At 72.3% G+C, this 20,799-nt stretch carries 14 protein-coding genes and 1 tRNA gene; 5 read left to right on the forward strand and 10 right to left on the reverse strand.

Features of this window, described 5'->3' with window-relative positions; genetic code table 11:
• Window positions 1-3: 3 nt before the first annotated feature.
• The 3 genes from HND91_RS00260 to HND91_RS00270 are packed head-to-tail and all read left to right on the forward strand — an operon-like array spanning window position 4 to window position 5,088.
• Window positions 4-2,895, forward strand: a complete 2,892-nt coding sequence (locus HND91_RS00260) for a glycosyltransferase (RefSeq protein WP_181704517.1) — start codon at window positions 4-6, stop codon at window positions 2,893-2,895.
• Between the two features lie 34 nt (window positions 2,896-2,929).
• Window positions 2,930-4,261, forward strand: coding sequence for a polysaccharide pyruvyl transferase family protein (locus HND91_RS00265; protein ID WP_181704518.1), 1,332 nt, complete (start codon window positions 2,930-2,932; stop codon window positions 4,259-4,261).
• Window positions 4,258-5,088, forward strand: coding sequence for a family 16 glycosylhydrolase (locus tag HND91_RS00270; RefSeq protein WP_181704519.1), 831 nt, complete (start codon window positions 4,258-4,260; stop codon window positions 5,086-5,088). The genes HND91_RS00265 and HND91_RS00270 overlap by 4 nt, the downstream gene beginning before the upstream one ends.
• 43 nt (window positions 5,089-5,131) lie before the next feature.
• On the opposite strand, the gene HND91_RS00275 is transcribed toward HND91_RS00270, so the two are convergent.
• From HND91_RS00275 to HND91_RS00315, 9 genes are all read right to left on the reverse strand, one after another.
• Window positions 5,132-6,454 carry a glycosyltransferase family 4 protein gene (locus tag HND91_RS00275; protein ID WP_181704520.1) on the reverse strand — a complete coding sequence of 441 codons (1,323 nt, stop codon included), beginning with the start codon at window positions 6,452-6,454 and terminating at the stop codon, window positions 5,132-5,134.
• The gene (locus HND91_RS00280; protein ID WP_181704521.1) at window positions 6,451-8,730 is read right to left on the reverse strand and encodes a glycosyltransferase; all 2,280 of its coding nucleotides are present in this window, start codon (window positions 8,728-8,730) and stop codon (window positions 6,451-6,453) included. Before HND91_RS00280 ends, HND91_RS00275 begins: the two co-directional genes overlap by 4 nt.
• Window positions 8,731-8,755: 25 nt before the next feature.
• Window positions 8,756-9,538 carry a hypothetical protein gene (locus HND91_RS00285; RefSeq protein ID WP_181704522.1) on the reverse strand — a complete coding sequence of 261 codons (783 nt, stop codon included), beginning with the start codon at window positions 9,536-9,538 and terminating at the stop codon, window positions 8,756-8,758.
• Window positions 9,538-10,797, reverse strand: a complete 1,260-nt coding sequence (locus tag HND91_RS00290) for a glycosyltransferase family 4 protein (protein ID WP_181705163.1) — start codon at window positions 10,795-10,797, stop codon at window positions 9,538-9,540. Before HND91_RS00290 ends, HND91_RS00285 begins: the two co-directional genes overlap by 1 nt.
• A complete protein-coding gene (locus HND91_RS00295) occupies window positions 10,794-11,627 on the reverse strand; it encodes a class I SAM-dependent methyltransferase (protein WP_181704523.1) in 834 nt (277 codons plus the stop codon). The genes HND91_RS00290 and HND91_RS00295 overlap by 4 nt, the downstream gene beginning before the upstream one ends.
• Entirely contained in the window at window positions 11,624-13,825 is a 2,202-nt protein-coding gene (locus tag HND91_RS00300) for a glycosyltransferase family 2 protein (RefSeq protein ID WP_181704524.1), read from the reverse strand. Before HND91_RS00300 ends, HND91_RS00295 begins: the two co-directional genes overlap by 4 nt.
• Before the next feature lie 68 nt (window positions 13,826-13,893).
• On the reverse strand, window positions 13,894-14,553 hold the full coding sequence (locus HND91_RS00305) for a calcium-binding protein (RefSeq protein WP_181704525.1): 660 nt from the start codon (window positions 14,551-14,553) through the stop codon (window positions 13,894-13,896).
• Between the two features lie 376 nt (window positions 14,554-14,929).
• A complete protein-coding gene (locus tag HND91_RS00310) occupies window positions 14,930-16,273 on the reverse strand; it encodes an HlyD family type I secretion periplasmic adaptor subunit (protein WP_181704526.1) in 1,344 nt (447 codons plus the stop codon).
• Between the two features lie 7 nt (window positions 16,274-16,280).
• Window positions 16,281-18,008 (reverse strand): type I secretion system permease/ATPase, encoded by a 1,728-nt coding sequence (locus HND91_RS00315; RefSeq protein WP_181704527.1) that lies wholly within the window; start codon window positions 18,006-18,008, stop codon window positions 16,281-16,283.
• A 259-nt stretch (window positions 18,009-18,267) separates the two neighbouring features.
• Here HND91_RS00315 and HND91_RS00320 point away from each other — a divergent pair, with 259 nt between their 5' ends.
• Window positions 18,268-19,506 carry a glycosyltransferase gene (locus HND91_RS00320; protein WP_181704528.1) on the forward strand — a complete coding sequence of 413 codons (1,239 nt, stop codon included), beginning with the start codon at window positions 18,268-18,270 and terminating at the stop codon, window positions 19,504-19,506.
• A 58-nt stretch (window positions 19,507-19,564) separates the two neighbouring features.
• Here HND91_RS00320 and HND91_RS00325 read toward each other — a convergent pair.
• Window positions 19,565-19,641: transfer RNA gene (locus HND91_RS00325), tRNA-Arg, on the reverse strand.
• A gap of 219 nt (window positions 19,642-19,860) precedes the next feature.
• On the opposite strand from HND91_RS00325, the gene HND91_RS00330 reads away from it, so the two are divergent.
• Window positions 19,861-20,763, forward strand: a complete 903-nt coding sequence (locus HND91_RS00330; protein ID WP_181704529.1) for a thermonuclease family protein — start codon at window positions 19,861-19,863, stop codon at window positions 20,761-20,763.
• The last annotated feature ends 36 nt before the right edge of the window (window positions 20,764-20,799 follow it).

Here is a 20,799-nt window from a genome sequence, read left to right on the forward strand (position 1 = left end):
GCCATGTTCGATCAGCAGACCCTGCCCGACGGCCGCGCCGGCGCCCGCCCCGCGCACGCCCTGAAGCCCGCCGAGGCGGACGCCACCGTGGCGGTGGTGATTCCCGCCTACAAGCACTCGGTGCTCCTGACCGAGGCGATCGAGGCGGTGCTCGCCCAGGAGGCGCCCTTCCCGATCGCCACCATCGTGGTGGACGACGGCTGCCCCTTCCCGGAGACCCAGGAGATCGGCCGCACCTATGCGCTGGCCGAGCCGAGCGTGCACTACCTGCGCAAGCCGAACGGCGGCCTGTCGTCGGCCCGCAACCACGGCATCGCCTATGCGCTGCGCACCTTCCCGGATCTGGAGGCGATCTACTTCCTGGACGCGGACAACCGCATCACCTCCACGACCATCGCGTCGGTGCTGGCCTTCCTGAAGGCGCGGCCGAACGTGGACTGGGTCTATCCCAACATCGACAAGGTGGGCATCGGCTGGAACGGCAACTACACGGCCGAATACTCCCGCCTCCTGCACCTGACCTTCGACAACATCTGCGAAGCCGGCAGCATGGTATCGCGCAAGCTGCTGGAATCCGGCGTGCGCTTCGACGAGACCATGCGCCAGGGTTTCGAGGACTGGGACTTCTGGCTCCAGGCGATCGACCGGGGCTTCGAGGGGGCCAACTACCCGTTCTTCGGCTTTGAATACCGCCAGCGGGCCGAGAGCATGCTGCGGGACTCCAACCGCGCCCGGGACTCCATCCTCGGCTACATCCACAAGAAGCACAAACGCCTGTTCAAGGCCGACACCCTGCTGGCCTGGGAGCACGAGGAGGCGCCCCGCTACGCGGCCGTCGGCGTCGGCACCTACCAGGTGGAGACCTTCACGGACGCGACCCTGCCGCACGCGAGAATCGGCCTTGAGGAACTGGTCCGCCGGTTCTGGGCCGCCAAGGTGGAGCCCGAGACCTTCGGCGTGCCGCCCTTCATGCTCTGGATGACGCCGGGCCACCGGGACGCGCTGCGCCGCCTCGGCCTTCTGCACAACGTGCTCTGGCTCGGCGAGCGCCTTTCGGAACGGTCCAACTTCGTGGCGCTGCGCCTGGAGGTGAGCCCCGCCCGCATCGAGGTGGACGTGCGCCGGGCCGGCCCGGACACGGGCGTGCGCTTCGACCAGCCGGCCGCCTGGATGGCGACCCGCACCATCATCAACGCCTGCGTGGACGACGCCACGGACAGCTGGGTGCGGACCCTGCGCACCCAGGCCCCGTCGCCCTCGGTGACCGAGATCGTGATCCGGGCGCCGTTCACGGCGGACGAGATGCAGGGCAGCGCCCTTTCGGCCACCAACACGCTGCTCGCCACCCTGGGCGCCCTGCGCGACTCCGGCTACCGGTCCCAGGCCGGCAAGCGCTGGATCTGGCGCTCGCCCTACCTGCCGGAGCGGTCGCGCTACGGCGAGCAGCTGCGCCGGGCCGTGGGCTCCGGGGCCGTGATGCCGCGGGTCTCGGCCGAAGGCGGGCCGCTGCGCGTCGGCTTCCTCCTGCCGATCGCCAGCTTCGGCGGCGTCGAGAAGGTGGCCTACGCGGTCGCCCGGGTGCTGAAGGCGGCGGGCTGCGAGGCGCACCTCTACATTCTCGGCAAGCCGGTGTTCGCCCGCTCGCCGGAGGCGGAGGGCGTGTTCGCCTCGGTGAACTTCTTCGCCGACGACTACCCGATCTGGGGCGGGCCGAACACCTTCGCGGGCCACGAGGTGACGCTCGCCACCGACCCGTCGTCCCGGACGGAGGACCTCGTGGGCTTCCTGTCGGGCCTCGACGTGGTGATCAACAACCAGGTGGCGGTGGCCAACGCGGCGCTCGGCGCGCTGCGCCAGCAGGGCGTGAAGGTGCTGGACTACGTCCACGTGCTGGACAAGACGCCGGTCGGCCGCGACGCCGGCCACCCCTATCTGGCGCTCGCGTTCGAGCACGTCTACGACACCATCCTGACCTGCTCGCGGGACATGGCCAACTGGCTCCACGGCATGGGCGTGCCGGCCGCCAAGCTGATGCACATCCGCAACGCGGCGAGCTACACCATCACCGAGGAGGAGCGCCACCAGGTGCTGGCCCAGCGGCGGGCCAAGCCGACGGGACGGCCGCTGAACGTGCTCTTCCTCGGCCGCCTGGACCCGCAGAAGGGCATCGAGCGGCTCTATGCGGCCGCCCGGGAGCTGAAGCGCCGGGGCGTTCCGATCGAGTGGCGGGTGGTCGGCAGCGACGTGATCGCGACCGGCACGGGCGGCTCCTGGAAGGACCGCTTCCGCGACATCGGCGTGCCGGTGGTGCCGCCGATCCACACCAGCCGCGACCTGAACCGGGCCTATGGCTGGGCGGACGTGATGGTGCTGCCGTCCCGCTGGGAAGGCGCGCCGCTCGCCATCCTGGAAGCCCAGCGGCTCGGCTGCGTGCCGCTCGCCACGGACGTCGGCGCGGTCTGCGAACTGATCGACCACGGGGCCGACGGCCTCATGATCCGCGGCGCGGACGACGGCACCATCGTGCGCTCCATCGTGGAGACCCTGACCCGCCTCGCCGCCGACGAGGCCGAGGTGGCGCGCCTGTCCGAGGCGGCCAGCCGCCGCGGAGCCTCGGCCAACTGGAAGCGGCAGGTGGATCCCCTGGTCCGCCAGCTGGCCTCCTGGTTCCCCGACCGCATGGCCGTCCAGCCGCGGGTGGAGACCCTGAAGGGCATGCGCCTGATCCGGCGCTCCCGCAGCGAGACCGCGGACGCCCCGGCGCCCGCGCCGGCCATCCTTGCCCCCAATCCCCTACCCCCGGCCGACCGGCCCGCGGCGGGGCCGGACCTGACGGTCCGCCCGCCCGACCGGATCGCGCCGTCGACCATCACCGTCGCCGCCATTGCGTCGTGACGCCGACCGACCACGTTTTTGAGGAGTGGACCTGATGAAGAAGCTTTTCGTGCTGAACGGCGGCGCAGCCGTCAAGCCGGGAAACAAGTCGGCCTATCTGGATTTCAAGGATCCGGTCGCGGCCTTCATGAAGGGCGGCATCAACACGGGCGACGTGCTCGTCTACGACGCCACCCTGAAGGCCCTCGCCTATGACGAGATCCGCAACGTCCAGTTCAGCCACGCCAAGGACCAGAGCCTGTGGCCGGCGGACGGCACCTATGACGCCACCATCATCCGCGGCTCCAACTACCTGACCGAGACCCTGGACCTCGGCCACGTGGTGCCGCTGCTGGAGAAGCTGAAGGGCCCGATCGTGCCGATCGGCGTCGGCGCCCAGGCCGGCAAGTACAAGAAGCTGTCGCTGCCGGCCGGGACCGTGAAGGCCTGGAAGATCATCGCCGACAAGTGCGAGACGATCGGCGTGCGCGGCTTCTACAGCGCCGAGGTGTTCAACGACATCGGCATCAAGAACGTGCGCGTGATCGGCTGCCCGAGCTTCTACCGCTCGCTGCGCCCGTCGATCACCCTCGGCAAGCTGGACCCGGCCGCGGCGCGGGTGGGCCTGACGCTGAACAAGTACCTATCGGCGGACTACGCCTCCAACGCCACCAAGACCAACCGCATGCAGCGCGCCCTCATCGAGGCCGTCGCCAAGCGGCCGACGAGCACGCTCTACTCCCAGGGCGAGCGCGAGGAGACCCTGGCCATCTACCTGACCGGCGAGGAGAAGACCGCCCAGGTGCGCTCCATCCTGGCGAAGTTCGACCTCCTCGGCCACAAGGAGGCGGAGGACCTGCTCGCCAACCGCATGCGCGCCTGGTTCGACGTGGACGACTGGGCCAAGGACGCGGCCAAGACCGTGGACGTGATGGTGGGCTTCCGCCTGCACGGCAACGTGATCGCCCTGCACCAGGGCATCCCGGCGGTGTTCTTCACCTACGACACCCGCATCCGCGAGCTCGCCAACACCTTCGCGGTGCCGGCGGTGGAGATCGAGGACTACATGCCGGTGGACCTGGAGAAGATCCTGGAGAAGGCCGACTTCTCGAAGGTGGAGCATATCTACCGGCAGAACTATGCCGAGTATCACCGCTTCCTGACCGAGAACAAGCTGAACCACGTGCTCGCCAAGCCGGTGGCCCACCCGCCGGAGAAGGCCCTGTCGACCCCGAACCGGGTGGACGTGCAGCCGAGCATGGAGGACGTGATCGCCTGGTTCCGCGGCGAGGTGGACAGCCTTTCCGGCGAGATCGAGACCCTGCGCGGCCGCGCCTGGGGGCTGGAGCTGGCGCTGCGCGACGCCCGCCAGCCGAAGGCCGCGTGAGCGGCATCATCACGGCGCGGCGGGGCTTCACCCGCCGCGCCTTCCTTGCCCATGGGGCCGGCCTCGTGGCCGGCCTCGCCGTTTCGAAAGGTCCGGCCATGGCGACCGAACCGTCGCCGCCGTCCCTGCTGCCGGCCTCGCCGCCGGTGCCGCTTAAGGGCATCGGCGGCGCCTGGAACCTCGCCTTCTCGGACGACTTCTGCGACGCCCGCGCCGTCGACGACCGCTGGATCCGGATGGAGATCGGCGGCGACCAGCACCCGACCCAGCGCCTGCCGGAGAACGTGACCGCCGGCGCCTGCGACCTCGGCCTCGCGCTCGGCCACCAGGACGACGCCAAGCGTCCGTTCACCGGCGGCTACGTGAAGACCCGCCGCTTCCGCCAGACCTACGGCTATTTCGAGTGCGCCATGCGGATCGCCGCCGAGCCGGGCGTGAACAACGCCTTCTGGCTCGTCTCCGACCCGGCGAGCGAGCGGGACGGGGTGCAGTACGAGCTGGACGTGGCGGAAGCCAAGTATCCGGACCGGGTGAATCTGGCGGTGCACCGCTGGAAGCCCGGCCCGAAATGGGCCGACGGCCACTGGTTCCGCGCCCGCACGCCGCTGTCGAAGCGCTTCCACCGCTACGCCCTGTTGTGGACGGCGGAGACCTTCGTGTTCTTCTTCGACGATCGCGAAGTCTGGCGGTGCCCCAACACCCTCGCCCATTCGCCCGCCGAGATCCGCTTCTCCAACGCGGTCGCGCCCTTCGCCGGACGCCACGATGGCGACGTGCGGGGCGCCGCCACCACGATCGGCTGGGTGCGGGTGTTCGCCCCGGCGTGACGCGGAGCGCCGGAGGGCCGTCCGTGCGCGCCCGGGCCTCGGCTCAGCCCTCGGCCGCGCGCGCGAGCGTGTCGTCGCCGAGGGCCGAGCCGGCCTTGCGGGCGAGGATGTCCCGATAGAGATCCACGTGACGGCGGGCCGCCGCCTCGGCGGCGACCGGCGGCCGGATGCCGGCGGCGAGCCGGGCCCAGAGGCCGTCGGCGTCCATCGCGTGGCGGAGCGCGGCGGCGAGCGCGTCGGCGTCGCCCGGGCGCGCGTGGAGGCCGTCCACGCCGGGACGGACCGCTTCGGCGATGCCGCCGAGGCCGCTGCCGATCACCGGCCGGCGGTGCAGGAAGGCCTCCTGGATGACGACGGGCGCGTTCTCCCACCAGACCGACGGCACCACCACCCAGTCGACCGTGGCCATCAGGGCGGGCAGGTCCTCGTTGCGGTAGGGCCCGTGGAGGCGGACGCGCGGGCCGGCGGCGGCGAGGAGCGCCTCGACCCGCGCCTGGAACGCCGGCCGCTGCTTCTCCAGGTGGCAGCCGGCGACGAGAAGGCACGCGCCTTCCGGCCAGTGCGCCTGCGGGATGCGGGCGACCGCCTCCAGGAGCACGTCGATGCCCTTGTAGGGGTTGAGCTGGCCGAAGAAGCCGAACCGGACGGGCCTCGCCGTTCCGGCCGCCACCTCCGGCCGGTGCGGCGCCGGGTCGGCGCCCGCGAGCCCGTTCGGCAGGACGGAGAACCGGTCCGGGTCGAGGCCCCAGGCCACGTGCCGATCCTTCAGGAAGCGGCTCGGCGAGACGAAGTGGTCGGCGGCGCCGAGCATGGCCTTCAGGAAGCGCTCGCGCACCACGAAACGGCCGGCGGGCTCGTGCGGGAAGCAGCCGTGGCAGGCGGCGGGGCTCGGCTGGTGGCAAAGGTCGAGGGTGCCGGCCTTCACCATCTGCCCGTCGGACCGGCAGAGCGCCGCGTATTCGTGAAAGGTGACGACGATCACCGCCTCCGGCAGGGCGCGGCGGAGGCGCGGCAGAAGGTCGGCCCCGAAGCCGAACACGTGGTGGAGGTGGACGACGTCCGGCCTGAAGTCCGCGAGGGCCGGCAAGAGGTCCGCCTCCAGGGCGTCGTGGTCCGAGGCCGCGATGGTGAAGCCGTCCACCGGGCCGGCGTGGAGGAGGAGGTCGCGCGGCTCGCCCTTGAGGCCGGCGAGCGCGGTGCCGTCGTGAGGCGGCGGGCCGGCGGCGCAGGCGACGAACAGGCTCTCCACCTCCGGCATGGCCGTGAAGGCGCGGTGGAGGGCGTGGGAGGCGATCTCGGCCCCGCCGGCGGACAGGCGCGGGTGGCCGTGGGCGAGGACGGCGACCCGGAGCGGCGGACGCTTCATGCGGCGCGCCCCTCCCGGGCGCTGGTCGGAACGGGCGAGGCGAGCAGGAGACGGTCCGCCAGGCGCGCGATGCGCTCGGCGGGTCGAGGCGGATCGGTCGCGATGGCGATCGCGTCGGCGAGCCAGAACGACCGCACGCCGGCGGCGGCGAGCCGGCGGCCGAGGGCCTCGCCCCGGCCGGCGCGCCCGGTGAGCGGGCCCCGGTAGCCGCCGGCCGCCAGAAAGGCCTGGCGCGGGACGACGCAGCATTCGGCCGAAAGCATCTCCACGGCGATGCGGCCCTTGAGGCCCATCAGCTGGGCCGGCCGGCCCTTGCGCGCCGGACCCGCCCAGCGGACGGTGCCGTCGTCGTGGAGAAGCGTGGGCGCCACGGCCGCGTCCGGCCCGGCGGCTCTCGCAGCCGCGAGCAGAGCGCGGATCGTGCCGGGCGCGGCCGGCACCACGTGGTCGGGGACGAGGGCCAGCCAGTCGGCGCCCGCCTCCCGGGCCCCGAGCGTCATGGCGTCCAGGCCGACGGCGACGTCGTCGCAGAAGACGAGCCGGACCTTGAGGTCGTGGAAGGCGGCAAGACGGCGGATCTCCGGCACGGCGGCCCGGAGCGCCCGCGCCGGGGCGGCGACGACGATGCCGGTGCGGTCCGGATCGACCGCCTGGATGGCGAGGCGGGGGAGAAGGTCGGCAAGGTCCGGCCCGAAGCCCATGAGCACCGCCGTCCGGGCGCCGGGCTGGAAGCCGATGTCCTCCACGCCGGCGATCGACGGCGCGCGGGCGGCCTCCAGGCCGTCGAGAAGCGGCAGGAGGTGGCGCTCCACGGCGGCGGCGGCGGCCGCGGGCAGAGGAAAGGTGGCGTCGAGGAGGTCGTGGAGCGCGTCCCGGTCGCCCGGCCGGGCGTCCAGGGGCCGGTGGACGACGCCGTCCGGGCCGAGGTCGACGGAGATGTGCAGGCCGCCGGCCGGAAGACCGGTGGCGTGGGCGAGGAAGCCCTGGAGCGCGTCCGGCTCGCTCCGGCCGTCGAGGCCGGGATCGGCGCGGAGCGCCGGCCGGACGTCCGGCCGGGCGATGCGCGTCCACCGATCGTCGAGGCGCGCGCCGGCCGGGCCGCCGCCGACCATGACGGCGCGGACCCGGCGTTCCGGATCGAACAGCCAGCCGCAGAGGGCGAGGCCGCCGCCGGGCAGCGCGAGGCAGCGGTCGACGCCGAGGCGAACGGGAAGCGCCACCTCGGACAGGGTGTCGCGGCCGGCGAAGCGGCAGGCGGCGGCACGGACGGCGGCGGCCGTCTCGGGCGGGCCGCTCGCCTCGGCGAGGTGCGCGGCGAGATGGCCGGGGCAGGCGTCCGGCTCGACGACGAGGCGGTCGCGGTAGAGGTCGAGGGCGCGCCAGCCGGACGCGGTCTCGACCAGGACGGCGGTGGCGGCCGCCGCCTCGACCGGCCCGTCCACGGCGAGGACGCCCGCATAGCCCCGTCGGCCTTCGGGCAGGTCGGCCCGGGGGAAGCGCACGGCGGCGAGGCGGCCGCGCCGGGGCTCCGGGGCGAGCACGACGACGGGCGCGGGCTCGCCGGGCAGGTCGCCCGCCCAGCCCTTGACCATGAGGTCTCCGGCCGCGAACCGGCCGATGGCCTCCACGAGGCCGCCGGGCGTCGCCGCCGCATGGGCGAGGACCGCGGCGAGACGGGTGCGATCGGGGAATGGCTCGAGCTTGAGGAGAGCGCTCGCGAGACGGCCGGCGACGGTCGGAAAGGCTGCGCCCGCGGCGGCGGCGGCGGACTTCAGGACGGCCTCGACCGGCACCGCCTTCGGCTGCACCGGGTGGACGACCGGGCCGCCCTCCCCGTCCACCGCGACGGCCGACAGACTGCCGCGAAGGCCGCGCGGGATGGGGAGGAGGATGAGCGCGCCGGCGCCGTCCGGACCGGACCAGCCGGCGATGTCCGCCTCCACAAGGTGGGCGCCGTCCGCCCCGACCCGGACCGGCGTCGCCCCGTCGCCCACGGGATGGCGGCCGAAGGCGAGCACCAGGCGACGGTCGACGAGTCCCGCGACGAGGCGCATCGCGTCAGGTCCCGCCGGGAGTCGCTTCGCGTCAGGTTCCGCCGGGAGTCGCTTCGCGTCAGGCCCGGCGACGAGGCGCATGGCGTCGGGCGCCGCGACGAGGCGCTTCGCGTCAGGTTCCGCTGCGAGACGCTTCGCGTCAGGTCCGGCGATCAGGCGCATGGCGTCGGGCGCCGCGACGAGGCGCTTCGCGCTGTCCGTCTCGGGCGTGTCGGCCGCCATGGGGTGTCTCCGGAGAGCTTCGGGGTCAGAGCGCCGCCAGGGCGAGGGCCGCGCCGGCCACTACGCCGGCGAGGGCGGCCGCCACCAGGAGGAGCGGCCTCGCGTGATGGTTGCCGCTCGCCTGGAGGGCGAGAATGCGCTGGTCGAAGCTGCCGAGGGTGCTGTCGAAGCGGACGAGGAAGACCTCGATGTCGCCGACCCGCTCGGCGATCTCCCGCTGCATCACCTCGACGCCGCGCACGGCGGTCTCGAGCGACCCGCCCTCGGCGGCGATCTCGTCCATGCGGGCGGTGAGCCTGGCAAGGGCCTGGGCGGCGTCGCGCTGGGCGAGCTGGAGCTGACGCTGGGCGCCCGCCACCACGTCCATCTTCTCGAACAGGCGGTTGACGGGCGCCGCGATGGCGGCCTCCGCCGCCCGTTCGGCCGGGCGCGGCATGGGGAGGACGAGCGGCGGCTTGGCGCCGGACAGAGCGACCACCTCCAGGGCGTCGAGCCGGTCCATGGCCTCGGCCGGCAGGTCCACGTCGAAGGCGTGGCCGCCGTCGCCGACGCCGTTGCGGCGCAGGTCGACGCGCGGCCGGTCGGCGCTGACCGAGGCGATCTCCCGGCCGGCGAGCCGGACCTTGACGACGAGCCGCTCGCTCGGCGCATCCGGATCGAAGGCCCAGCCGAACAGGCGGTTGCCCTCCAGCGCGTCGAGCCGGCCCTGCAGGCGCGGGGCGGCGGGAGCCGGGGGCGCGGCGGTCGCGGGAGCCGAGGCCAGGGTCGGTGCGGGGGTCGGGGCGGGCTTCTGGTCGACGGCGCTCATCAGGCGACCTCCTCGATGCGGGTGTCGCGGGCGAACAGGGCGAGGTGCTCCGCCGCGCAGGCTTCCATGGTGCGGGCGGGCGGGATGGCGGCGGCCATGGCGCGGGCGAGGCCTCGCTCCTCGGCGGCCCTGCGCATCACCCGGGCGAGATCGGACGGGTCGTTGGGGGCGGCGTGGAGGCCTGTCACGCCGTCCGTCACCATCTCGGCCATGCCGCCGATGCCGCTGGTGATGACCGGGCGGCGGTGCTGGAACGCCTCCTGGATGACGAGCGGCGCGTTCTCCCACCAGATGGACGGGACGACGACCCAGTCGACCGCCGCCATCAGGGCCGGCACCTGGTCGGCCGTGTAGGCGCCGAGACGGACGATGTCCGGCTCCACGGCCTTGGCGAGCCGATCGATCTCGGCGCGGAAGGCGTCGGTCTGGAACGGGGCGCCGCCGTGGAGGCGCAGTTCGAACGGCACGCCCTGGTCGCGCAGGCGCTGGGCGGCCTGAAGGAGAACCGGCACGCCCTTCCAGCGGCTGAGGTTGCCGAAGTAGCCGAACACGACCGGCGCGGTGGGGGGCACCAGCCGGGTGGGCGCGGGGGTGACGGACGGGCGGGCGTTCTCGATCACCTCGATCCGGTCCGCCGGCAGGCCCCAGTCCACGTAGCGTCTGCGCAGGAAGGCGCTCGGTGCCACGAATCGGTCGACCGCGCGCAGGAGCGTCTTCAGCTGGCGCTCGCGGAGGAGGAACTTGTCGGCCGTGATCTCCGGGAAGCAGGCGTGGCAACGGCTCGGCGTGGCGCGGTCGCAGCGCTCCTCGCCGCTGGTGCGCACCATGAGGCCGTCCCGGTGGCAGATCGGGTAGTAGTCGTGGAGGGTGAGGACGATCCGCGCCTTCGGCAGGATGCGCCGGACCACGAAGGGGAATTCGGCGCCGACGAGGAGCAGGTGATGGAGATGGACGACGTCCGGCCTGTAGTCCTCCAGGAGCCGGATGAGGTCCTGGACCACGCCGTAGCTGTCCACCTGGGACAGGTTGAACCGGTCGAAATGGCCGGCCCAGAGCACCACCTCGTCGCCGGACGGGCCGACCGCCTGGAAGCTGGTGCCCGGCCGCTGCTCCCGGTGGAGCGTGTTGGTGGCGGCGAGGAAGAGCGCCTCGTGCCCGGCGGCCTTGTAGGCCATGAAGAGGTCGCGGGCGAAGATCTCGGTCCCGCCCGGGTGGAAGTCCGGATGGTTGTGGGCGACGACGAGGATGCGGGTCATCAGGCGGCGCTCCGCGGCTTCTCGGCGAGGACGATGTCCTGGTAGTGGGCCGCCTCGATGCCGCGCCAGCGGCCGAGCCGGGTGCGGACGGCCGCAAGGCCGCTGTCGGCGAGGACGCCCTCGATCCAGCCCTCGTCGAAGGCGACGGCCCCGAACGGCGCGGTCGGGTCCGCGTGCCAGTCGGGCCCGGCGGCGGTGCGCTGGAAGGCGCAGCGCGGATCGCGGGACCGGCCGGTGCGGCCGATCTCGTCCATCACGAAGGCGGTGAGGAAGAGCCGCCCGCCGGGGGCGAGCACGCGCGCGATCTCGGCCGCGTAGGCCTTCACCTCGTCCGGCGGCAGGTGCGTGGCGACGGAGGTGAGGAAGCAGAAGTCGAACCGGCCGTCCGGAAAGGGCAGCGCCATCTCGGCGCCCTTCAGCCGGCCCTTCGGATTGTAGATCGGGTGGTGCACGTCGAGGCGGGCGAAGCGGAAGGCCGGGTAGAAGGGCGTGATCACCCGGGCGCACCAGTCGACGCCCTCGGCGACCGGATCGAGCCCGTCGTAGGTGGCGGCCTCGTCCAGGAACTGGGTGAGCGGCATGGCCATGCGGCCGATGCCGGAGCCGATGTCGAGCACCCGGTCGGACGGGCGAAGGCCGCCGATGCGGACGAAATGCTTCAGGAATTCCGTGCCGATCGCCCGGTAGTCGCCGTCGCCGACGAAGACGCTCTCCGGGTCCGGCTCGGGCAGGAAGCGGTTGCGCTGGATGGCCTCGGCGAGAAGGTCGAGGCGGATCTCCTCGCGGGCGGAAAGGTCCGCCCGGGCCTGGGTGGTGAGAGCCGCCATGGTCATGCCGCAACCTCGCGCGCGATCGGATGGGAAGGGGTCATCAGGGCCTGCATCGTGTCGGCCCAGCGCCGGGCGTGCAGCCAGGAATTGTATTGGGACGTGACGCCGCGCATGTAGTCGCTGCTCGCTTTGATCGACCGGCGCTCCAGGTGGTAGAGCTCGGCGGCGGGCACGTAGCGGATGGACGCGCCGGCGGCCCGCATCTTGAGCGACAGGTCGCTGTCCTCGTAGTCGCCGATCACATAGTCCTCGGTGAAGCCGCCGACCCGGTCGTAGAGCGCCTTGGTGGTGACCACGCAGGCGCCGGTGATGGCCGGCACGTCGCGCTCCACGTCGGCGGGCGCGTAATGGCGCGGCATGCCCTTGTGATAGTGATGGTTGTGCCAGCGGCCCCGGTGGTCGCGGGCGAAATACATGCCGGCGTGCTGGACGGAGTCGTCCTCGAACAGGAGCTTCGGGCCGACCGCCCCGACGCCGCCGCGACCGAGCCGCTGGGCGAGGACGCCGAGCCAGCCGGGCTCGATCGGGATCACGTCGGAGTTGAGGAGCGCGAGGAGCGCGCCCCGCGCCACCGCCGCGCCACGGTTGCAGGCGGGCGCGTAGCCGGCGTTCCGCGGCATGACCACGAGGGTGATCGGCAGACCGTAGACCAGGTGGAGGCCGGTGAGGAGGTGGTCCACCTCCTCGGCCTGCTCGGGGCTGTCGAGGACGTAGACGATCTCGGCCTTCTGGGCGATCTGCGGATCGGACGCGAAGGCGGCGACCTGGAACTTCAGGAAATCCAGCACCTTGTAGAGCGGGATCACCAAGGAGGCGAGCGGCCGGTCCACCGGCGTGCCGATGCGCCGGACCGTGGGCGCGCCGAGCCCTTCGACCAGGCGGCGCTGCAGGTCGCCGAGGACCGGCGCGAGGCAGCCCTCCAGAACGGCGTCGTCGATCGCCTGGGGCGGCACGGCGCGCAGCGCCATGGCGCGGGCCTCGCCGAGATCCACCGGCTGCGGGTCCGGCACCAGGAGGTGGCGGGCGCCGGACTTCAGCTCCAGGAGGAAGCGCGGCTGCAGCAGCGGCGCCCGGACGCCCGGCACGAAGGCCGTGAAGCCGGTGACCGGCTGGCGCTGGCCGGCCGGGCCTTCCACGAGGCCCGGATAGGTGTGGAAGGCGCCGTCGAGCGGCCGGGGCGCGTCCGTCTCGTCGAGGAGCGACAGGCGGGACACGAAGCCGCCCGGATCGCGCCACCAGCCGGAAGCGAGAATGCCGACGGAGGACGACACGGCGAGCTCGATCTGGGCGGCCGGCAGGCCCTGGCCGCCGTTCACCCGCCGCGGCTCGATGGGGCAGCGGAGCTGGAATTCGAGCGCGGCGGCGCGCGCGGTCTCGGACCGGCGATCGAGCGCGCCGACGATCCACTCGCGCAGGGCGGCGTCCCGGTCGGGGCGGTTGCGCCACCAGGTCTCCAGGGCCGTATCGCGCTCGGGGCGGACGACGCGGCGGATCACCAGCGCCTTGTCGCCGCGAAGGATGAGCCAGTCGTCGCCGGCGCCCGCCTCGGGCAGGTCGGCGACGAGCCGGTGCAGGGTCTTGCCGTCCTTGGACCGGCGGTCGACCGTGACGTCGGCCTTCAACGGCAGGACGGCGCCGGCGCGGGCGAGATGGCAGGATTTCACCTTGAGGAGCGGCGCCTTGGCGGCGAACTCCAGGAGGCAGGCGCCGCCCGCCCGGGCGACCACCGGCGCGACGGACGCCTCGCCGGCGAGAACGCGGGCGAGGCGCTGGACGAAGGCGGCGTAGCTGCGGCTGCCCTTCAGCCGGAAGAGGCTGCTCCAGCCGTCCAGGATGGCGGACGCGAGGGTGAGGCGCGCGGCGGGCGTGAGGCCCTTGAAGAGGGCGGCCGGATCGACGGCCCGCGCCTCGGCCCGGGCGTAGCGGATCTCGGCGCGCACGCCGGCCATGCCGGTGCCGACGATCATGGAGACGTCGTCCTCCGCCGGGCGCGGCATGGCGACGACCACCCGGACCCCGCCGCCGACGAGCGGCAGGCGGACGCTGGCGAGGCGGGCGATCGGCTCGCCGAAGCTGCCCTCCACGGTGGTCGGCTCCTCCGGCGCGCCGGGAAGGCTCCACACCACCAGCGCCGCCTCGGCCGACAGAAGCCCAAGCACCGGCGCATCGCCGCCAACGTCGATCGGTCCCGCATCCGCCATGAACTGCCCCCGGAGATCTGACCAAGGTGGCGCTCCCTCGTGAGGGAGACGCCGGGATCGTTGCCGGATCAGGCGACGATGAAGTAGGCGCTCGGGTTGTTCTGAACGTCGGCCACGTCGACGTTCTTCAACACGATGCTGTCGCCGTTGCCGAGATCGATCACGGTGCTCCCGTTGACGCCGACGGCCCGTGCCGCGATGTCGTCGGCCGACGCGATGCCGGTGCCGTTGATGTCGGAATCGATCTGCAGCAGGTCGTCGCCGACCACGAAGTCGATGATGACGTCGTTGCCGCCGCCGCCGGAGAACACGAACACGTCCTGGCCGGCGCCGCCGGAAAGGATGTCGTTGCCCGCGCCGCCGTCGAGCACATCGTTGCCGATGCCGCCCTGGAGGATGTCCGCATCCGCTCCGCCATAGAGCAGATCGTTCCCCGTGCCGCCGGTGAGGGTGTCCCGGCCGTCGCCGCCGGCCAGGAAGTCGTCGCCGGCACCGCCGACGAGAACGTCGCTGCCGAGGCCGCCATCCAGGAAGTCGCTGCCGTCGTTGCCGAACAGCGAGTCGTCGCCGTCCTCGCCGAACAGCATGTCGTCACCGGCGTTGCCGAAGAGGGAATCCTTCCCCTCCCCGCCGATCACGATGTCGGACCCCGCACGCGCAAAGATCGCGTCGGAGAATCGGGACCCGAGGAGGGTGTCGTCAAAGGCACCGCCTTCGAGAGTTGCCATGTCATGCTCCTATGTTGCGCTGACCAGTTGGTCACTGGTCTCTCGGGCGTTCGCCCCCTATGCCGGCGGTTTACAGCACCGCTCTTGATGCCGATAATAGGAACGCGAAAGTAACAAGCAACAAAAATCATTCGGTTTAGACTATACTAGATGTATTGAGAAAATATCCGCTAAGGTGAAGTTCGTTTTACTAAAATTCCCGATCGGAATTAACTTTGCGTCAACCATGACGGAAAGGGCCGGGAGGCGGCGATGCCGAGGGCGCGGATGGCCGGCGCAAAGCTCGGCACGGGCCTGCTCGTGCCAGCCCTGGCGTCGACGACGGCGGGACGCGGCCGCGATGCGGACCGCTTCCCATGCGGCCGGGGGCCGGGCCTCACTCCTCGCGGAACGCCTTGCTGAAGCTTTCCGTGATCGGCGAGAGCAGGTAGTCGATGGCGCGGCGCGGCTGGTTCTTGATCTGCAGTTCCGCCGGCATGCCCGGGTAGAGTCGGACTTTCGGCAACTGCTCCAGCGAGGCCTCCGAGATGGTGGCCCGGACCACGAAATAGGACGACCGGCTCTGCTGGTCGACGGTGCGGTCGGCCGCCACGTAGGTGAGCGTGCCGTCGAGCGGCGGCACCTTGCCGTAGGTGTAGGCGGTGAGGCGCACGCGCACCTCCTGGCCCGGCTTGACGGTGTCGATGTCGCGCGGATCGATCATCGCCTCCACCATCAGCTGCTCGTTCTCGGGCACGATGTCGAGAATGGGCTGGCCGGCCACCACCACGCCGCCGGGCGTGCGGGTCTGGATGTCGGCCACGATGCCGTCCTGGGGGGCGCGGACCTGGACGCGACCGAGCACCTCGCTCGCCTGCTCCATCTTGTCCCGCACCGACTGGATCTGGATCTGGGTGTCCTGAAGCTCGCGGGCGACCTCGCTCTGCCACTCGGTCTCGATGCCGATGATCTCCAGCTCGGCGCCGGCCCTGGCCTGCTCGGCCTGGGCCCGCTTGGCCGCGTGCTCGCCCTCGTCGCCCACGATGGCGCTGTAGCTGGTCTGCAGATCGGCGAGCTGGGCGCGGGTGGCGTAGCCCTTGTCGACGAGACCCTGGATGGAGGCGATCTGCTCCTCGTAGAGCACCTTCTGCCGGCGGGAAGCGTCGGTCTGGGCGGAGGCGGCCGCGGCCTCGGCGGCGAACTCCTCGATGCGCTTGCGCTGGATGTCGATGCGGCCGGCCTTGGTCTCCTTGCGCCGGGCGAACAGTCTGCGCTCCGTCTCCAGCACGTCGATCACGAAGGGTTCGGCGCTCGTCAGGAGCTCGGGCGGGAAGGCGATCGCCGGGTCGTCCCGCTGCTCCGCCCGCAGCCGCGCGGCCCGGGCCTCCAGGCCGATCGCCTGGGCCTTCAGCTGGTTGAGCTCGGTGCGCGGCCGGGTGTCGTCGAGGAGGACCAGCGGCTGGCCGGCCTTCACCACGTCGCCCTCCTTGACGAGGAGGCTGTGCAGGATGCCGCCCTCCAGGTGGCTGACGGTCTTGCGCTTGGTGTCCACGATGACGGTGCCGCCCGCGATGGCGGCGCTGTCGAGGCTCGCCCCGTAGCCCCAGGCGAGGAAGCCGCCGAACGCGACGGCGATGACGAGGGACCCGGCGAGGATGGGCCCCTTCAGGGACGGCAGCGGATCGGAGGGGTCGGCCTGGAGGGTCCAGGACGCGGGGACGGCGGCGGACTTGGCGCTCATGGGCGTCTCACGCCTCCTTCACGGGGGGAACGGCCTGGGGCCGGAGCGGCTGGACCTTGCCGTCGCGATCGACGGCGCCGGCCACGGACGAGCGCGGGCCGAACTGCCAGCGCTGGTTCTTCTCCAGGACCAGGAGCTTGTTGGCCGCCTGCATGATCGACGGCCGATGGGCGATCATCACCACGATGGAGCCGAGCGCGCTCATCTCGCCGATGGCGCGCACGAGCGCCGCCTCCCCTTCCGCGTCGAGGTTGGCGTTGGGCTCGTCGAGGACGATCAGGCGCGGGTCGCCGTAGAGGGCGCGGGCGAGCGCGATGCGCTGCTTCTGGCCGCCCGACAGGGTGAGCCGGCCGTCGCCGACGGGCGTGTCGTAGCCGAGCGGCAGGCGGCCGATCATGTCGTGCACGCCGGCGAGGCGGGCCGCCCGGATGACGAGCGCCGGATCCTCGTCCTGCATGCGGGCGATGTTCTCCCGGATGGTGCCGTCGAGGAGCGAGATGGACTGGGGCAGGTAGCCGACCGCCCGGCCGAAGGAGCCGCGCTCCCAGCCGTAGACGTTGTGGCCGCCGAGGAAGATGCCGCCCGCGTTGGGCTTGATGGTGCCGACGAGGAGGCGGGCGAGCGACGACTTGCCGACCGCCGACGGGCCGATGATGCCGAGCACGTCGCCGGGCTCCAGGCGGAACTCCAGCCCGCGCAGAAGCGCCACCGTGTTGCCGGGCACGCCGTAGACGAGGCCTTCCACCACCAGCGGGCCTTCCGGCAGCGGCAGGGGCGTGGTCTCGCGGTTCGGCCGCCAGGCCTCCAGGGTGTCGCGGATGCGCTCCCAGGCGGACCCCGCCGAGCGCCACGAGCGCCAGTTCTCGATCATGTTGTCGAACGGCTGGAGCACCCGGCCCATGATGATGCTGGCGGCCACCATGGCGCCCGGGGACACGAGCCCCTCGATGACCAGGATGGCGCCGAGCGCGATGGTGGCGACCTGCATGCCGTAGCGCACGGTGCGGGAGAGGGCCGACACGGCCTTCGCCCGGCGGGTGCCGACGTCCATGAGGCCCATGGCGGTGCGCTGGGCCTTCTCCCATCGCCGGCCGACGGCGGGCAGCATGCCCATGGCCTCGATCACCTCCGCCTGGCGAAGGGCGGCGGCCATGCGGCCGGTGGCCTCCAGCTGGGCGTCGTTCGCCTCCTTCAGCACCTGCTTGGAGAGGAGGTCCGCCACAAGGCTGAGCGCCACCACGGCCACCGCCGAGATGAGCGCCACCAGGCCGTAGAGCGGATGGAGCAGGGTGAGCACGGCCATGAAGATGGGCGACCAGATCGCCTCCATGGGCGCGCCGACCGCGTTGCCGGTGATGAAGCCGCGCACCTCGGACAGGTCACGCAAGGCCTGGGTGGCCTTGCCGAGACCGTCCTGCTGGGCGGCGCCGAGGGCGGCCTCCAGGGTGGGCAGGTTGAGCTGGCGGATGAGCCGGTTGCCGAGCACCAGGAAGGTGGACGACCGCACGTATTCGAGCGCCCCGTAGGTGACCAGCGCCCCGACCGTCAGGATCGTCAGCATGGTCAGGGTGTCGTAGCTGTGGCTGGTGATCACCCGGTCGTGGGTCTGCAGCATGTAGATGGGCACGGCGAGCTGCAGGATGTTGATGAAGGCGCTGACCACGCCCGCCCACACGAGGCCGCGCAGGAACACGCGCCGCCCCTCGTTGATCGTCGCCAGGGTGTCATTGCCCATCCGCCGCCACCTTCTTCTTCGTCCGAACCGATCAAATTTGAAAAAATTTGAAGAACAAAACTCTCTTAACCAGACTGGCCGCTCAACAATTCCCTTATGGACTACGTATTCAACTTACGCAATGATCTGACGCGAAACCATGAAGGCTGGCTTAAAGAGCTGTTTTCTGTCGAATTGTCCGGATCGACATGGAAATCCGGTGGAAAAGCTCTGAAGCCGGCGGATGGAGCGGACACGTGGGCGAGCGGCGGGGGATCGGGTGAAGGTTCTGTTCGTGCACCGCAACGGCCCGGGCCAGTTTCTGCACTGGGCGAGCCGCCTCGCCGCCCGGGGCGACGACGTCACGCTCCTCTGCGAAACCGCCGACCAGCCGCTGCCCGGCGTGCGCGTGGTGACCCACGCGCCGGAGCCGCCGTCCGGGCCGGGCGCCCGGGCATCCGGGGCCGCGGTGGACTATCACCTGAGGCTCGGCGAACGGGTGGCGGCGGCCATGGACGCCCTCGCCCGGCGCACGGGCGCGCCGGACGTGGTGGTGGGCCATGGCGGCTGGGGCAGCCTCCTCTTCGCCAAGGACGTGCTGCCGTCGACGCCGGTGCTCGGCTACTGCGAGTTCTTCTACCGGGCGAGCGGCGCCGACGTGGGTTTCGACCCGGCGGACGTGGTCACCATGAAGGACCGCCAGCGGCTGAGCGCCCGCAACCTCGCGCAGACCTCCACGCTCGCCTCCGTGGACGCGGGCCTCAGCCCGACCCGCTGGCAGCGGGCGCTCTACCCGGCCGAGTTCCAGGGCAAGATCGGCGTCTGCCACGACGGCATCGACACCGCCCGCTGCCGGCCGGACCCGGGCGCCCGGTTCACCCTGCCGGACGGCCGGGTGCTGGACCGGTCGCAGCCGGTGATCACCTTCACGGCCCGGGACCTGGAGCCCTATCGCGGCTTCCCGCAGTTCCTGCGGGCCGCGGCCCGGGTGGCGGCGCGGCACCCCTCCGCCACCTTCGTGGTGGTGGGCGGCGACGGGGTGAGCTACGGGCGCCCGGCGCCCGATGGGCGGTCGTGGCGCGCGGTGATGATGGAGGAGACCGGACTCGACCCAGCGCGGGTGCACTTCCTGGGGCGCATTCCCTACGGCGACCTCATCCGCCTATTCCAGGTGACGACCGCCCACGTCTACCTGACCTATCCGTTCGTGCTCTCCTGGTCGATGCTGGAGGCGATGGCGTGCGGGGCGCTGGTGGTGGGTTCGGCGACGCCGCCGGTGCGGGAGTATGTGGCGGATGGCAGGAACGGGCTGCTGACCGACTTCTTCGACGCGGACGCCCTCGCGGACCGGCTTGCGGACGTGCTGGCGCGACCCGCCGCCTTCGATCCCCTGCGGGCGGCCGCCCGGCAGACCGTGCTGTCCCGCGCCGACCTCGACCAGTGCCTCGCCCGGCTGACCGGCGGGATCGAGAAGCTCGTCCAGCGGAGCGCGCCCCGCTATCCGATGGCGGCGCAGTAGGCCGACGGGGGCCTTCCCGCTGGCGGGCGGATCGGGTTCGGTATTCGGGTGGACGGCGTGGTGTCCCGGAAGGGATTCGAACCCCTGACCCCAAGTTTAGGAAACTTGTGCTCTATCCTGCTGAGCTACCGGGACGCCGTTCGCCTGTCGCAGGGCGGACGCGGCCCGGCGCACGCGCCTTTATGGGCCGACCAGGGGGCTTCGATCAAGAGGGCTTCGCGCGATCGACCGGCGTCGGAGGCGACCTCGCCGCCGCCGGAGCGTCCCGGTTTACGCATGGCGAAAAGCGGATGGCGCACTGCACCCAATCGCGAAGCATGATATGCTCTCCGACCAAATCAGGGAGTGCGAGGCGTGAGCGGGAACCGCTGCCCGTTGCGGCCGACGGGCCGCCTCACCGGTCCGCTCCGGCGGGCGCCGACGCTCGCGCTGATGCTGGCCGCGGCGACGGTCGCGTTCGGCCCTGAGCCGGGACGGGCGGACGACCAGGCGAATCCCGCGCCGACGGCGGCGAGCCGGCCGATCGACTGCGCCGGACCGGGGCAAATCGACCTTGCGGCGCGCGCGGCGCCGGTCGGGCCCGCGGGCGCGGTGCGGCCCGGCTTCGAGCCGGCGGAGACCGGACCGGGCCTCAGGCTGGACGGCGTGATCGTGCCGGCGACGGCGGACCGGTCCGCGCGGGCCGCCCTCGGCACCCGGCTGGCGGATGCCGCCGGACGGGGCACCATCGCGGTGCGCGGCGCGGACGGCCGGGCGGACCGGCACGGCCGGATCTCCGGCCAGGCGGAGGACGCGAGCGGCGCCTGGATCCAGGCGGCGCTGGTGCGCGACGGACTGGCGCTCGGCGACGGGACCGGCCCCTGCGCGGCGGCTCTCCTGGCGGTGGAGGCCGAGGCTCGCAAGGCGGGACGCGGGCTCTGGGCGGAGCCGCGGTTCCGGGTCCGGATCGGGCCCGGCGGCCGCGCCAGGACACCGGCGGACTTCGTGATCGCGGAGGGTCGCCTCGAATCGGTGGGAATCGCGGGGCGCACCACCTATTTGAATTTCGGATGGGCCTTCGGGCGGGATTTCACGATCCTGATCGACGGCCGAACTTATGCCCGCTTTGACGCGGACAACCGGCCCGAGACCTGGGCGGGACGATGGATCCGGGTCCGCGGCTGGGCCGTTCCCGACGACGGCGGCACGCTTCGCCTCGCCGACGTGGGGGCGATCGAGGTGACGAACGAGGAGCGGGACACCCGCTTGGGACGATGACCATGGCATGCGGCACCAATCCGGCGCGATCGGACG

The organism is Chthonobacter rhizosphaerae (assembly GCF_013839525.1).
GTDB classification, from domain to species: domain Bacteria; phylum Pseudomonadota; class Alphaproteobacteria; order Rhizobiales; family Pleomorphomonadaceae; genus Chthonobacter; species Chthonobacter rhizosphaerae.

Excerpts from the sequence above, each read along its gene's own strand:
- HND91_RS00260 (WP_181704517.1), top strand. The coding sequence starts at position 4 with ATGTTCGATCAGCAGACCCTGCCCGACGGCCGCGCCGGCGCCCGCCCC.
- HND91_RS00265 (WP_181704518.1), top strand. The coding sequence starts at position 2,930 with ATGAAGAAGCTTTTCGTGCTGAACGGCGGCGCAGCCGTCAAGCCGGGA.
- HND91_RS00275 (WP_181704520.1), bottom strand. The coding sequence starts at position 6,454 with ATGAAGCGTCCGCCGCTCCGGGTCGCCGTCCTCGCCCACGGCCACCCG.
- HND91_RS00280 (WP_181704521.1), bottom strand. The coding sequence starts at position 8,730 with ATGGCGGCCGACACGCCCGAGACGGACAGCGCGAAGCGCCTCGTCGCG.
- HND91_RS00285 (WP_181704522.1), bottom strand. The coding sequence starts at position 9,538 with ATGAGCGCCGTCGACCAGAAGCCCGCCCCGACCCCCGCACCGACCCTG.
- HND91_RS00295 (WP_181704523.1), bottom strand. The coding sequence starts at position 11,627 with ATGACCATGGCGGCTCTCACCACCCAGGCCCGGGCGGACCTTTCCGCC.
- HND91_RS00300 (WP_181704524.1), bottom strand. The coding sequence starts at position 13,825 with ATGGCGGATGCGGGACCGATCGACGTTGGCGGCGATGCGCCGGTGCTT.
- HND91_RS00305 (WP_181704525.1), bottom strand. The coding sequence starts at position 14,553 with ATGGCAACTCTCGAAGGCGGTGCCTTTGACGACACCCTCCTCGGGTCC.
- HND91_RS00310 (WP_181704526.1), bottom strand. The coding sequence starts at position 16,273 with ATGAGCGCCAAGTCCGCCGCCGTCCCCGCGTCCTGGACCCTCCAGGCC.
- HND91_RS00315 (WP_181704527.1), bottom strand. The coding sequence starts at position 18,008 with ATGGGCAATGACACCCTGGCGACGATCAACGAGGGGCGGCGCGTGTTC.